The organism is Asanoa sp. NPDC050611 (genome assembly GCF_040654855.1).
Taxonomy (GTDB): domain Bacteria; phylum Actinomycetota; class Actinomycetes; order Mycobacteriales; family Micromonosporaceae; genus Asanoa.
In genome coordinates, this window is sequence record NZ_JBFAIU010000204.1 from 1 (window position 1) to 13535 (window position 13535).

Consider the following 13535-nt stretch of genomic DNA (forward strand, 5'->3'; position numbering starts at 1 on the left):
GGCGCCCCTGGCGCCGATCCGGATGCGCGGCGCGCCGGCGGCAGAGCTCGACGCCCTGCGGCTGGGCTCCGAGGTCGCCCTGGTCGCCCCCGACGAGGCGGTCCTCGAGGCGCTCGGCCCCAACGTGCTCGACCCGAGCCGCTGGGAGCCGGCGATCGAGGCGGCCACCGCACAGGGCCGCTCGATCGCCGGCGAGCTCGCCAAGACCTGGCGTTCCTAGCGGTAGTCGCGCACCGAGGTGTAGACGCCGACGATCGCGGCCAGGTGCGGGTCAGACGTGATGGTGAAGTAGCGGTTCGGGCGCAGCTCCACGCTCGACGGGTTCGCCTGGTCGGTCGTCGCCGGCCCGTGGATGGCGGCGTCGTAGATCAGGATGTCCTTCGCCGCCTCGACCCCGTGCTCCGGGTGCTTCAGGATCCGGCCCACGGTCGGCCGGCCCGGCCCGAACGTGCCCGACAGGTCGCCGTAGGTGAACAGCACGTCGCCGTTGTGCAGCACCAGCTGGTGGTGTGACGAGGCGGGCAGGCCGGTGGTGACGGGCGTCGTCCAGGTGCGGCCGCGGTCGTACGACCAGGACACGTACGCGATGTTGATCGACGTGCGGATGACCGACAGGATCGCGCCGTTCTTGAGCAGGCTCAGGTTCGGCTCCTGGAAGTCGAACGTCGCGGCCCTGCCGATCACCGACTCGTTGGCCGCCGGCCAGGTGCGCCCGCCGTCCGTCGAGCGGACCACGGTCGCCGGGCCCGTGCCGCCCTCGGGCAGCCTGCCGTAGAGCGGGACCAGCAGGTCGCCGTCGGGCAGCTCGAGGATCGGCCCGTGCGTGGCGGCATGGCCGGCCCAGTAGGCGCCGACGACCACATCGGACGGTCCCTCCATCGCGGTGCCGACCTCGACCGGCTCGCTCCACGAGGCCCCCGTGTCGGTCGACCGCGTCACGAACGTGCCGACGAGCGTCACCGGCCGGCCCGGGTAGCCGGTCCAGTCGGTGCGGAAGAAGTTCATCAGGACCGTGCCGTCGCGCATCTGCATGAGCTTCGGGTCGCGGTCGTCGATCGGCGTGTCGATCGCCACCCGCGGCGTGCTCCAGGTGTGGCCCTGATCCTGGCTCTGCACGACCATGATGCGGCCGTCCTGGTTGATGTGCGCGACGGACTCCCGGTACGCGACCAGGAGGCGCCCGTCCTTGAGCTTGATCATGTCGCCGAAGAACGCGCGCTTGCCGCTTTCCGCGGGAGCCACGATGACGGGGTCGGTCGGCGTGCCGGGCGACTCGGCGGCCGCGGCGGCGGGTGAGCCGACGGCGGCGAGCACCGTGACCGGTGCGAGCAGCGCTACGGATACGCGACGGAGGAGACGACGCACAGAAACCACTCCAATCAGGCGTACGACGCGGCCGAAGCTATCTGGAACGCCATTCCATGTCAATGAATCTATTGGTTGACATGGAACGCTGTTCCAGGTGGACTGTCGATCTTCGCACAGTGCCCGCACAGGAGGTTTCGCATGGCTCAAGGAGGGCGGCGCCCGGCCGCCACCAGACGTGTCCTTGTCGGCTTGACCGGTCTGCTCGCCCTGATCGTGCCGACGGCGGCGAGTGGACAGACGCCGGCCGACACAGGGGTGCCGCAGGACGGCAACCTCGTCGCCAACGGCGGCTTCGACGTCGGCGACCGGGCCGGCCACCCGACGAGCTGGACCGTCGAGGGCAACGAGGCCGCGGCCAACGTGGTCAACCTGTCCGCCTACCGGACCGCCGGGCCCGGGTCGCTCGAGGTCAACGCACCCGCCGGCGACCCCGTCACCGTCAGCAGCGACCGGATGGTGGCCGCGCCCGGCTACACGTACACGCTGACCGCCCGGGTCAAGGGCCGCACCGGCACACCCGCCGTGCTGTCCCTGACCTTCGCCGACTTCAACCGCACCGACCTGGCCACGCGGACGGCCGACACCGCGTTCAGCGCCGACTGGCAGACGGCGACCGTGACCGCGACGGCGCCCGCGGGCACGGCCCAGGCCACCATCCGCATCACGGGCGCCCAGGCCGGCTGGTCGTACTGGGACCAGATCAGCCTGACCGAGACGCCGCCCGCCGCGTACGACCCGACGATCGGCACCGACCGCGAGCTGTTCCTCGACGACTACCGCATCGAGTCCAGCCAGGACGTCGGCCGCGTGGTGCACCCGGCGCGGAAGCGGCCCGAGCCGCTCATCCGGCCGACGTACCCCTGGGAGTCGAGCGCCTACATCTACGGCTCGGTCTTCAAGGTCGACCAGGTCTGGCGCATGTGGTACGACTGCAACAACGACGTCGCACCCGGCTACTACCTGTGCTACGCGGAGAGCAGGGACGGCGTGCACTGGACCAAGCCGCTGGGCCGCGGAACGGTTGGCTACAAGGACATTCCGGCTTCGCAGACCAACCTCATCATCGCGGGCGGCGGCACGATCGCCTACAACCCCACGGCGCCGGCCGACCGCCGTTACGCGCTCATGCAGTTCAAGACCGGCGTGGTCAACGAGACCCTCGGCTACTACGCGTTCTTCTCGCCGGACGGCTACCACTGGACCTCGGCCGGCGACAAGCCCGTGCTCCTCGACGGCGACGTGTCCAATGTGACCTGGGACGCGAAACGGCAGGAGTACATCGCGACCGTCAAGAAGCGCATGTTCACCTCGCGTACGCCAGGCGTCTACGACCGGTCGGCGTTCGTCTCGACGAGCAAGGACTTCCTGACCTGGAGCACGCCGGTACTGGGCGTCAGCGGCGACTACGCGGACGACGGCGCGGCCCAGGCGCTCAACGGCTTGGAGGGCCAGATCTACGGCATGCCGGTGCTGCCGTACGAGAGCACGTACATCGGCATTCCCTGGGTCCTGCTCATCACGAACTTCACGCACGGCTCGCAGTCGTCCGCCGGTGACGGCCCCGTGCTGCCGCAGGTGGCCGCGTCGCGCGACCTGGTCGGCTGGAGCCGCCCGGTGCGCGACCCGGTGATCGAGCCGGGCCGGCCCGGCGCCTGGGACGACGGCGCGCTCTACACGGCGTCCAACGTGCTGGTCGACGACCGGAGCATCACGATGTACTACGGCGCGTTCAACGCCGGCCACGGCGGGCAGCCGACGACGCCGGGCTCGCCGAAGTACGCCAGCGGGGTCGGCATGGCGACCTGGCGCCGCGACGGCTTCGTCTCGATGACCAACGCCTCGTTGCCGGGCGTCGGCGACCCGGGCACGCTGACGACGAAGACGCTGGTCACCGACGGCAAGCGGCTGCACGTCAACGCTGATGTGCACGCGAAGGGCGCGCTGACGGTCGAGGTGCTGGACGAGTCGGGCACGCCGATCCCGGGCTACACGGCGGCCGAGGCCGTGCCGGTAAAGGGCGACCGCTACGACGCCGAGGCGCGGTGGACGAGCGGCAGGACCCTGGCGGACCTCGCCGGCAAGCCGATCAAGCTGCGCTTCTCACTAACCAACACCGACCTGTACGCGTACTGGGTCAAGTGACCTGAGCGGGAGTGGAGTCCGCGTTCCCGGCGGGCTCCACTCCCACCCGGCCGATGGCGCGCAGGGCGAGCAGCAACGGGACCACCCCGACGACGCCGAACGAGATGTCGATCAGCCGCCAGCCGAACGGGATGCCGCGGACCGCGCCCGCGACCAGGGCGAGCGGCACCACGCCGGCGCAGGCGATGACGCCGAACTGGACGACCCAGACGTTGCGCACCGGGTCGCGCAGCGGGCCCCAGAAGGCGACCGCGATGACCAGGTGGGCGAATGCCAGCCAGTCCGTGCCGTACGCGATGAAGGGGTAGCGGTCGTTCGTCTCCCCCAGGCCCTCGTGCACCCGGCCGAGCCAGTGCACCAGGCCGTCGGGGGCGACCCCGCCGTCGAGCAGCCGGACGGCGAGGCGCACCTCGGTCTCCAGCGGGAACGCGGTCAGCCCGCTCAGCACCAGGCCCGCGACGAACAGAACCAGCCAGAAGCGAGCGGTTCTCACATGATCCACGACCGTGAGCGTATGCAGCCCTAACGGGATGTCTGGCCGCGCACACCGCACCGGCCAGGAACCTTCACCAGCCGCGCACAGGACGGTCAGCGGCGCAGCCAGCGCGGGCCGTGTGCGGTGGCGCCGAGCGCGGCGACGCGGCCGCGCAGCTCGCGGTCGGCGGTGACGACCAGCACCGGCCGGTCCGCGCCGCGGTCCCGGACCACCTCGACGATCGCGTCGTCACCGGAGCGGGCAGCGGAGAGCACCTCGACACCCGGAACCGGCCCGACGCCGCCGGCCCGGCCCTCGACGACCAGCACCAGGTCGAGCGGCGGTGTGAGGTCGCCGATCGGCCCGCCCGCGGCCATCGTGGCGGCCAGTTCGTCGCGCAGGCGGGTGGCCGCGGCCGCCCGGTCCCGCCACCAGCCGTCCGGGCGCGATCCGATCACGTTGGCGACGTCGACCACCACGAGCGGTGCGGTCACCGGACGCCGGGCCTCAGGGCTCGTCGATGCTCGGTGCGCTGAGCCCGAACGCGTCCAGCGCGTCCTGCCGTTCCGCGCGGATCTCCTCCTCGCGGGCGAGCAGCGTGGTGAACTCGGCGATGTGCTGTGGTTCCGGAACCTCGGGCACCCGGCGCAGGAACGCCTCCAGCTCGCGGGACGCCTCGGTGTGCGCGGCGGCGGCGCGGCGCGCGTTCTCACGATCGGTCATGACCCGCAACCTACCCCGCCCGTGCTCCCGCCGTGCACAGACGCGGCGGGAGCGGAGGGACCGGTCAGGCCGGCACGATCCGGTTCGTGCCGGCGGCGACGGCGTACGAGGCCTGCGTGCGGATCGGCGACGTCCGGGTCTCGATCGAGTCGACCGTCCGGACGTCCGTGCGCCAGGTGTCGCGGTCCACCGCGCACCGCAGGTAGCCGCGCTTGAGCCCGTCGAAGTACTTGACGTGCGGGTTGAACGGCGGGTTCGCGGCCTTGACCGGTGCGTCGAAGGCGGCGGGGAAGTCGGAGCTGATCGACGTCGAGACGAACTCCACGGCGACCGGCGCGATCTCCGGGCGGTCGAAGTTCTCGTGCAGCTCGCTGAACCAGGTCGAGTGGATGTCGCCGGCCAGCACGACCGGGTTGGCCACGCGGTGGTCGGCGAGCATGCCGAGCAGTCGCGCCCGCTGCGGTGCGTAACCGTCCCACTGGTCGAGGTTCGCCATCGTCGGGGGTACGAGCGCCGGGTTCGGGAACAGCGTGCGGCTCATCATCACCTGCTGGGCGACGACGTTCCAGCGGGCCGGCGAGCCGATGAGCTGGGCGGCGAGCCAGCGCTCCTGGTCGCGGCCGGTCAGCGTGCCGGTCGTGTTGCCGAGGCCGGCCTCGATCGGGCCGAAGTCCGCGGCGCCGGGCTGGTCGCTGCGGTACTGCCGGGTGTCGAGCACGTTGAGGCGCAGCAGGCGGCCGTGGTCGAAGCGGCGGAAGATCCGCAGGTCCGGGCTGCCGGGCCTGAGGTTCGCGCGGATCGGCATGTGCTCGTAGTACGCCTGGTAGGCGGCCGCGCGCTGCCGGGCGAACTGGGCCGGCGTCTGGTGGCGCTCGCCGGTGTCCGCCTCGTCGACCAGCGCAGCGTAGTTGTTCTCCGTCTCGTGGTCGTCCCAGGTGACCACCCACGGGAACGCCGCGTGGGCGGCGCGCAGGGCCGGGTCGGTCTTGTACTGCGCGTGCCGGTTGCGGTAGTCGGACAGCGTGCTCAGCTGGTCGAGACCGACGGTCTGCGGTGCCACGTGCCGGCGGTCCGGGAAGCGGCTGTCCGGGTCGTACTCGTAGATGTAGTCGCCGAGGTGCACGACCAGGTCGAGGTCCTCGTCGGCCAGGGCGTCGTACGCCGGCCAGTAGCCGTTCTGGAAGTCCTGGCAGTTGGCGATCGCGAACCGCAGCGCGCGCGGGTTGTCCCAGGCGGCGGGCGCGGTCCGGGTGCGCCCGACCGGGCTCAGCTCGCCGAGGGCCTTGAAGCGGTAGAAGTATTCCCGGCCGGGCTCGAGCCCGACGGCGTCAACGTGCACGGAGTGCGCGAACTCGGGCCGGGCGTGGGTCCTCCCACGGCGCACCACCCGCCGGAACCGCTCGTCGGTGGCGACCTCCCAGCTCACCTCGACCGAGCGGCGGGACAGGCCAGCGGGGTCGTAGAGGTCGCGGGCGAGCCGGGTCCAGAGGATGACGCTGAACGCGGTGGGGTCGCCGCTGGCCACGCCGAGCGGGAACGGCTCGGCGGTGTCGTGGCGACCGTGCGCGGCGGCGGGCGCCTCCGCGGCGACGATGGCGCCGGCGGCGACGGCCGCCGTCGCCAGCACCTGCCGGCGGCTGACGGTGATCTCGGACAAGGTGGTCCTCCAGGTTTCGGTTCGGGTCAGGCGCCGAGGAAGATCGGGTTCGTCAGGGCGACCATCGTGTCGGCGGTGGTCGGTGTCGGCTGCGGGCGCCGGACCTCGGCGCGGACGTAGCGCGAGTTGCGCGGCGTCGTCGTCCAGGACACGACGCCCTCACCGGTGGCCGGCAGCGGCGCGAGCACGCGCTGGCCCTGGTCGGTGACGATGCGGGCGCCGCAGCCGGGCGCGCCGCGGACGGTGAGCGTGACCGTGACCGCGGTGTCGTCGTCGACGTCCAGCCGCTCGCCGATCCCCGCGGTGCGCCCCTTGACCGTGCTGGCGGTGAAGCTCAGGTCGACCGCGGCCGACTCGGCGATCCAGGCGCGCCCGGCGCGGACGCCCGCCAGGATCGACGTCCGGTCGAGCCCGTCGGCGTGCACGACGGTCTGCGGCAGCCCGATCACCTGCGGCTCGCTGTGCGCGTCGCTGTTGCCGACCGCCGGGATCCAGCGCTTGCCCTCGACGAGGAGGTTGTCCCAGTTGGCCAGCACCGCCTCGTCGTCGAGCGTCCACGGCCCGTTCCACACCTCGACGGCGTCGAGCCCCGCGAAGCCGAACTTCCACCCGCAGCCGACGCACGGCGCGAGCGGGTGCGCGGCGACCGCGAGCGCCCCCGCCTTGTGGATGTCCCGCACGAACCGGTCGATGGTGCCGTCCGCCGCCCGGTAGCGCCAGTCGATCCAGGCGCCGGCCGGCAGCCCGAGCGCGGTGTAGTGGCCGTTGCGGGTGGTGATCTCCTCGCCGTCGATGATCAGCAGGTCCGGGCCGGCGTGCGCACCCCAGACGCCGGAGGCGCTGGACGTGTTGTGCTCGGTCGAGACGATGAAGTCGAGCTTCGCGCCCCGGGCACCGGCGGCGACCTCGGCGGGCTCGCGCCGCCCGTCGGAGTGCACGGTGTGCAGGTGCATGTCGCCGCGGTACCAGTCCCGGCCACGGCCGGCGGCCTTGTGCGGCGCGGGGTTCGGCTTGAAGGCGGGACCGTCCGGGCCGAACTCGAGCGTGACGGTGGCGGTCCAGCGCAGGCCCTGCGGCACGACGCGGTACGGGCCGAGGATCAGATGCCAGCGGCCCCGCTTGACGCGGCCGGGCAGGTAGCCGGGCGTCGCGTCCGACGCGCTGATGGTGAAGCTGTCCCGGAAGCCGCCCGACCAGCCGCGGAAGCCGTCGTCGTCGAAGACGCCGATGTCGAGGGCGTTGCCCTCGTAGCCCGGCGGCGGCGTCGGCCGCTCGTAGCTGTAGGTGACGCTGATCCGGTTGACCCCGGCGGGGATGTCGAGCGGCACGTAGACCCAGTCCGGCGCGCCGTACTCGATGGTCCCGGACAGCGTCCGGGTCCGCGGGCCGGGGCCGGTGGCGGACGCGAAGCTGACGGGGTCGAGCACCACGGACGCCGCGCCGGCGGAGGCCGCGGTGAGCAGAAGCTGACGTCGGTTGACCGTTGTCATGCGAATCCCTCCAGGGTGGACCATGAGCCAACGCCCGGTGGGTTGCCGGGAGCCGACCGGCACCCGGACAACCGATGACATCGGGCGTTACAGCAGCTCGGCGTCGTGGACGAGGAGAGCGACCTGGACGCGGTTGTTGAGGTCGAGCTTGGTGAGCAGCCGGGAGACGTGGCCCTTCACCGTCGGCACCGACATCGACAGCCCGGCCGCGATCTCGGCGTTGGACCACCCGCGACCCAGGGCCACGGCGACCTCGCGCTCGCGGTCGGTCAACCTCGCGAGCCTCCCGCGGGCCTGCTGCCGGCGCGGGCCTGCCGCCGGGTCGGCGACGTGGTCGATGAGCTGACGGATCACGGCGGGGGAGAGGGTGGCCGAGCCGGCGGCGACGGTACGCACGGCCGCGATGATGTCCAGCGGCGGTGTGTCCTTAAGCAGGAAGCCGCTCGCGCCGGCGCGCAGGGCGTCGAGCACGTGCTCGTCGGCGTTGAACGTGGTCAGCACGATCACGTGCGGCGGCGACCGTCGTGCGCGCAACCGCCGCGTGGCCACCAGCCCGTCCACTTTGGGCATCCGGATGTCCATCAGCACGACGTCGGGCCAGTGCGCGTCGGCCAGCCGGTCGACCTCGGTGCCGTCCTTGGCCTCGGCGACCAGCTCGATGTCGGGAGAGCCGCCCAGCAGGATCCGCAGGCCGGTGCGGACCAGCGGGTCGTCGTCGACGACCGCGAGACGGATCGGGCGCGTCACGCCGGCCACGGCAGCCACGCCTCGAGGCGGAACCCGTCGTCGGGGCCGTGCTCGACGCGGCCACCGACCAGCGCCACCCGTTCACCGATGCCGACGAGGCCGAGGCCGGTGCCCGGGGCCGCGAGCGGGCCCGGCGCGACGGGGTTGGTGATCCGGATGCGCAGGTCGCCGCCGGCCGTGCCGTCGAGCAGCACGTCGACCGCCGCGCCCGGGGAATGCTTGCGGGCGTTGGTGAGCCCCTCCTGGACCACGCGGTAGGCCGTGCGGCCCAGGACCACCGACGGCCCGGGCTCCGGCAGCCGGCACGTGTAGGTGACGGCCATCCCGGTCGCCCGGGCTCCGTCGACCAGCTCAGGCAGGTCGGCCAGCCCCGGCTGCGGCGGCTCCGGCCGGCCCGCCGTGCCCTCTCGGAGGACCCCGATGACCGTGCGCAGCTCCTGCAGGGCGTCGTGCACGCTCCCGCGGATCGCGGCCGCGGCGACCGAGATCTCCTCGGGCCGCGCGTCGGTGCGCACCTCCAGCGCGCCGGCGTGCAGGCTGACCAGCGACATCCGGTGGGCGAGCACGTCGTGCATCTCGCGGGCGATGCGAGCGCGCTCGGTCAGCCGGGCCTGGTCGACCCGCGAACCGGTGAGCCGCCGGTGGGCGCCCACGAACAGGCCCCAGCCGATCGCCGCCAGCGCCGGCCCGGCCCGCGCCACGACGTCCATCCACACGGGGAACTCGGGGTCGTCGTGGAGGAGGAAGTAGACCGGGCCGGCCGCGACGTAGCCGGCGCCGAGCAGCAACGCCACCCGCGCCCGGTGGCGGACCGCGACCGTGAACAGCGCGACCATCGCCGCGCCCGTCGCCAGCACCGACACCGCGGTCACCGGCAGCACGGCGGCGACCGCCACCGGCCAGCGCCGCCGGGCCAGCAGGCCGAGGCAGCACAGCAGACCGACCGCGACGTCGGCGGGCCACGGCAGGAACGCGCCGGCCCGGGTCGCGTCGCCGATGAACAGCATCAGGCCGCCGTAAGCCAGCGCCACCCCGATCGCGAGACCGTCGGCGAGCCGGTCCCGGGTGCGCGATCCGGCGCCGCCCGGCGGCTCGGGCACGAGCAACGCGAAGAGCAGACCGGACATGCGCAGAGCGTACGGCGTCGGTACGACAGGCAACCCCTACCAAAGTCGCGGTCCCGCACCGACCTCCGCCGGATGTGCCGCCGACCGGGCCGGCCGCACGCTGCTTGCCATGCGAAACCTGATCGTGCTGGCGCCGGTGGCATGGGGGATCGGCGCCGGCCTCTGGACTCCGCGTGGCCCGCTGACGGCGAACGAGGCACTGTGGTCGGTCGCGCTGAGCGCCGCGGTGGGCGTCGCGGCCGGCCGGGTGAGCCGGTCGCGCTGGGCGATGCTGTTCGCACCGGCCGCCTTCGTCGTCGCACTCGAACTGACCCGCATCCCCGTCGGCGGACCCTCGGTCGACGTCCCGCAGCTGTCCACGTTCGGCCTGATCGCCCTCGTCACCGGGCGCGGACTGCACGGGATCCTCGCCGTGCTGCCGATGATCGTCGGAGCGGCGTACGGCGCCGCGCTCACCCGCGACCGCCGCGCCGGCCGGCGGATCCCGCGCTACCTGCGCCGAGCCGGCGTCGCCACGCTCGCGGCCGCGGTCGGGCTGGTCGCGTTCGGCGTCGCCGTGCCGGCCCGCACCCCGCCCATCGCGGGCGGCGTCGCGGAGCTCGTCACCGTCGACGCCGGCGGCTACGACCTGCGGCTGCTGGTCCGGGGACGCGACGCGGCCAAGCCGGTGCTGCTCTTCGTGCCGGGCGCACCGGGCGCGATGGAGATGGGCGCGACGCGCCGCCACCTCGGCGCCCTGGAGGACCACTTCGTCGTGGCGACCCTGGACCGGCGCGGCTACCCGGCGCTCGACTCCGGCCCGCCGATCAGCCTCGACACCGGTGTGGCCGACACGATCACGGTCACGAACTTTCTGCGTACCCGCTTCGGGCAGGACCGCATCTACCTGCTGGCCCACTCGGGCGGCTCGCTGCTGGGCGCGCTGGCCGCCGCCCGCCACCCGGAGCTCTACAAGGCGTACGTGGGCACGGGCCAGGCGGTCGACCTCCCCGAGACGGACGGCATCTTCTACGCCGACATCCTGTCGTGGGCCCGCGCGACGCGGAACGACGAGCTGGAGCGCCGGCTCGTCGACCTCGGCCCGCCGCCGTACCAGGACTTCTATTCCTACGAACCGATCGTCGCCAACACCGCCGCGGTGTACGCGCAGGGCGACCCGGCGTCGGTCGACGACATCATGGTCGAGGAGTACCCGTTGCTGGACCAGCTGCACACGGTCAACGCCCTGCTGGACACCTGGCACGCGCAGTACCCGGACATGCAGCGGGTCGACCTCCGCCGCGATGTCCCGCGCCTCGCGGTCCCGGCGTACTTCGTGCAGGGCGCCGACGAGACGCGCGGGATCTCCGAGCCCTTCGCCCAATGGTACGCCCAGCTCGCCGCCCCGGCCAAGCGCCTGTTCGTCCTCGACGCCGCGGGCCACCGCGCGATGTTCGAGCAGCCGGCCGGCTTCGTCGACGCTATGCTGGCGATCCTGGCCGGCACGACATAGAACGCCCCGCCGGTCGGGCGGGGCGTTCCAGCCTGCGTGCTACGGGTTGGAGTAGCCGAGCGAGTAGCTGCCGGAGCCGCTGTACGCGTGCACGCGGTAGCGGTAGTAGCCGGCGGTCCCGTTGTAGGACACCGTCTCGTCCGGGTTGGCCGAGGTGCCCTGGGCCACGTTGACCCACGTCGAGCCGCTGTACTTCTGCAGGTACAGGTCGAAGTCCGTGCCGTTCGGGCCGTCGAGGCACGCGCGGTGGGTGCCGGACACCGACGAGTAGTAGTAGCTGCCGTTCGGCTGGTAGGCGCTGCCGCCGGAGGACAGCGAGCCGCCGGCCGTGAACTCGTAGCCCGAGCAACCCGTCGGCGGGTCGGGGTCACCGCCGCCGCCCGAGGTGCGCAGCGTCAGGCCGTACGCCGAAAGGATCTCGTTGACCGGCTGGTAGTAGGTCGTGCCGCCGCTGCTGCAGTTGCCGGAGCCACCGGAGGTGACGCCCTGCCCCTGCTGGCCGCTCATCCAGCCGCCGCCCGAGTCGCCGGGCTCCGCGCACACGTTGGTGCGCGTCAGGCCGCTGACCGAGCCCTGCGAGTAGTTGACCGTCTGGTTCTTCGCGGCGATCGTGCCGCAGTGCCAGCCGGTGGTGGAGCCCGAGCGGCAGATCGACGCGCCGACCGCGGCCTCGGTGGACCCGGCGACCGTCACGTTGCCGCCGCTGTAGTTGTTGACCCACGGCTGCGGCGTCCAGTTGCTGTTGACCGACACCCACGCGTAGTCGTTGCCGGGGAACGACGAGCCCTGGAACGTGCCCTGGCTGACCTGGTTGTAGCCCTGGGTCGCGGTGCCGCGGGTGCCGCAGTGGCCGGCGGTGACGAAGCCGCCGTTGACCGACAGGCCGACGGAACAGCGCCCGCCGCCCATGTAGTAGGCGTCGCCGCCGCGGACGTCGTACAGCAGGCGCGGTGTCTCCGCACTGGCCACGATGGACACCGCGGACGCGTCGGCACCGCTGGCCCGGACGAAGCGCCGCGCGGCGGCCTGGCCGCCCTTGGCGAGCACGACGACGCGGTTCGTGGTGACGTCGACGTACCAGCCGGGCACGGTGGCCGCCGGAGCGGTGGTGGCGGCGGCGTCCAGCCGGGCCTTGACGGCGTCGAGCGTGGCCGCGCTGCGGGCGACCACCTTGGCGGTCGCGCCGGCCGCGGTCACGTCGGCGACGCGGGCGGCCGACGTCACGTTGACGACGAACGAGCCGTCGCGCGTGAGGTACGCACCGCCGAACGCGGCGCCGAGGGTCTTGCGCAGGCGCAGCTCAGTGCGGCTGGCCGCGTCGTCCTTGGCGATCCGGACCTTGGCCTGGTCGGCGGTCAGGCCGAGGTCACGCTGCAGCGCGGCGAGCATCTCCGGTGAGGCGGCCTCGGCGGGCGCCGGCGCGGGTGCCGGTGCCGGTTTCGCGGCGGCCGGTGCGGCCACGGCGACGGTGATGCCGGCCGCCAGCAGGGTCGCTGCGGCGAGGCCGGCGAGGAATCGGTTCACGGTGCGCTCCTTCGGGGGTGAGGAGAAGGAAAAGCACCGTCAACGTAAACGCGAATCATCGAAGGTGGTATATACCACCTGGCTCATACGACCGGCTCGAACTCCGTGGTGACCTGTGCGCCGAAGCTCGGATGGGTGGCCAGCCACGAGCTGTAGGCGGGGTTGCGGTCGAGGATGTCGGAGTAGGCCGCCGCGGCGTGCTTCACCATCAGGTCGGCGAAGCCGGCCGCCTGTGCCTCCGCGTGCCAGCCCAGCAGCAGCCGCCAGCGCAGCGGCGCGCCCTTGATCGGCCGCGCGACGAGGCCCGGCACCGGGCGGAACGTGGCCTGGCAGAGCGCGATCGCCTCGCCGGCCTCGACCAGGTCGATGCTGCCCTTGAGGTCGGTCTCGTAGACCTTGCGCGGCGTGAAGCCGGAGCGGGCGCAGGCGGCGGCGAAGCAGTCGGCGAAGCAGCCGTCGCCGGGCGCGGCCACCCAGCGCTCCGGGCCCAGGTCGGCCAGGTCGATCTCGGCCTTGGCGGCCTGCGGGTGACTCTCGGGCAGCAGCACCCAGACCGGGTCGACCGCCAGCACCCGCCAGGCCAGCCCCAGGTCGGCGCTCGGCACCGCGTCGCCGCACACGCCGCACAGCGAGTAGTCGAGCCGGCCCGCGAGCACCATCCGCGCGAGCTCGTCGACGGACCAGCTCGCGTAGGTGGTGATACCAGCGCCGCGGCGACCCGCGTGCGCTGCCGCATGCCCTTGGAGTAGGTGCCGATCCGGCGGTCCTTGAACTGCGTCATCTCGACCAG

At 72.9% G+C, this 13535-nt stretch carries 11 protein-coding genes and 3 pseudogenes; 3 read left to right on the forward strand and 11 right to left on the reverse strand.

Annotation, left to right across the window (positions count from 1 at the left end):
- Window positions 1-220: pseudogene (locus AB0H87_RS26875) on the forward strand (patatin-like phospholipase family protein); the annotation flags it as partial.
- On the opposite strand, the gene AB0H87_RS26880 reads toward AB0H87_RS26875, so the two are convergent.
- Complete coding sequence (locus AB0H87_RS26880) at window positions 217-1365, reverse strand: sialidase family protein (protein ID WP_360151214.1); 1149 nt, start codon at window positions 1363-1365, stop codon at window positions 217-219. The pseudogene AB0H87_RS26875 and the gene AB0H87_RS26880 sit on opposite strands and share 4 nt — an antisense overlap.
- Before the next feature lie 192 nt (window positions 1366-1557).
- Between AB0H87_RS26880 and AB0H87_RS26885 the strand changes: the two genes are divergently transcribed.
- A complete protein-coding gene (locus AB0H87_RS26885; protein ID WP_360151217.1) occupies window positions 1558-3510 on the forward strand; it encodes a hypothetical protein in 1953 nt (650 codons plus the stop codon).
- Here the strand turns inward: AB0H87_RS26885 and AB0H87_RS26890 are convergent.
- From AB0H87_RS26890 to AB0H87_RS26920, 7 genes are all read right to left on the reverse strand, one after another.
- Entirely contained in the window at window positions 3503-4012 is a 510-nt protein-coding gene (locus tag AB0H87_RS26890; RefSeq protein WP_360151220.1) for a hypothetical protein, read from the reverse strand. The two genes, AB0H87_RS26885 and AB0H87_RS26890, sit on opposite strands and share 8 nt — an antisense overlap.
- 86 nt (window positions 4013-4098) lie before the next feature.
- On the reverse strand, window positions 4099-4479 hold the full coding sequence (locus tag AB0H87_RS26895) for a hypothetical protein (protein ID WP_360151223.1): 381 nt from the start codon (window positions 4477-4479) through the stop codon (window positions 4099-4101).
- Between the two features lie 13 nt (window positions 4480-4492).
- Entirely contained in the window at window positions 4493-4708 is a 216-nt protein-coding gene (locus AB0H87_RS26900; RefSeq protein ID WP_360151226.1) for a hypothetical protein, read from the reverse strand.
- 64 nt (window positions 4709-4772) lie between these two features.
- The gene (locus AB0H87_RS26905; RefSeq protein WP_360151229.1) at window positions 4773-6365 is read right to left on the reverse strand and encodes an alkaline phosphatase D family protein; all 1593 of its coding nucleotides are present in this window, start codon (window positions 6363-6365) and stop codon (window positions 4773-4775) included.
- 26 nt (window positions 6366-6391) lie between these two features.
- Window positions 6392-7855 carry a CehA/McbA family metallohydrolase gene (locus AB0H87_RS26910; RefSeq protein ID WP_360151232.1) on the reverse strand — a complete coding sequence of 488 codons (1464 nt, stop codon included), beginning with the start codon at window positions 7853-7855 and terminating at the stop codon, window positions 6392-6394.
- Window positions 7856-7942: 87 nt separating this feature from the next.
- Complete coding sequence (locus tag AB0H87_RS26915) at window positions 7943-8602, reverse strand: response regulator transcription factor (protein WP_360151235.1); 660 nt, start codon at window positions 8600-8602, stop codon at window positions 7943-7945.
- Entirely contained in the window at window positions 8599-9729 is a 1131-nt protein-coding gene (locus AB0H87_RS26920) for a histidine kinase (protein WP_360151238.1), read from the reverse strand. Before AB0H87_RS26920 ends, AB0H87_RS26915 begins: the two co-directional genes overlap by 4 nt.
- A gap of 109 nt (window positions 9730-9838) precedes the next feature.
- Here AB0H87_RS26920 and AB0H87_RS26925 point away from each other — a divergent pair, with 109 nt between their 5' ends.
- On the forward strand, window positions 9839-11221 hold the full coding sequence (locus AB0H87_RS26925) for an alpha/beta hydrolase (RefSeq protein WP_360151241.1): 1383 nt from the start codon (window positions 9839-9841) through the stop codon (window positions 11219-11221).
- 39 nt (window positions 11222-11260) lie between these two features.
- Here the strand turns inward: AB0H87_RS26925 and AB0H87_RS26930 are convergent, their stop codons facing one another.
- The 3 genes and pseudogenes from AB0H87_RS26930 to AB0H87_RS26940 all read right to left on the reverse strand — a co-directional run.
- Window positions 11261-12745 carry a S1 family peptidase gene (locus tag AB0H87_RS26930; RefSeq protein WP_360151244.1) on the reverse strand — a complete coding sequence of 495 codons (1485 nt, stop codon included), beginning with the start codon at window positions 12743-12745 and terminating at the stop codon, window positions 11261-11263.
- A gap of 83 nt (window positions 12746-12828) precedes the next feature.
- Window positions 12829-13452 (reverse strand): annotated as a pseudogene (locus AB0H87_RS26935) (LysR family substrate-binding domain-containing protein); the annotation flags it as partial.
- Window positions 13437-13535: pseudogene (locus tag AB0H87_RS26940) on the reverse strand (ABC transporter ATP-binding protein); the annotation flags it as partial. The pseudogenes AB0H87_RS26940 and AB0H87_RS26935, both read right to left, overlap by 16 nt.

Excerpts from the sequence above, each read along its gene's own strand:
- AB0H87_RS26910 (WP_360151232.1), bottom strand. The coding sequence starts at position 7,855 with ATGACAACGGTCAACCGACGTCAGCTTCTGCTCACCGCGGCCTCCGCC.
- AB0H87_RS26925 (WP_360151241.1), top strand. The coding sequence starts at position 9,839 with ATGCGAAACCTGATCGTGCTGGCGCCGGTGGCATGGGGGATCGGCGCC.
- AB0H87_RS26900 (WP_360151226.1), bottom strand. The coding sequence starts at position 4,708 with ATGACCGATCGTGAGAACGCGCGCCGCGCCGCCGCCGCGCACACCGAG.
- AB0H87_RS26920 (WP_360151238.1), bottom strand. The coding sequence starts at position 9,729 with ATGTCCGGTCTGCTCTTCGCGTTGCTCGTGCCCGAGCCGCCGGGCGGC.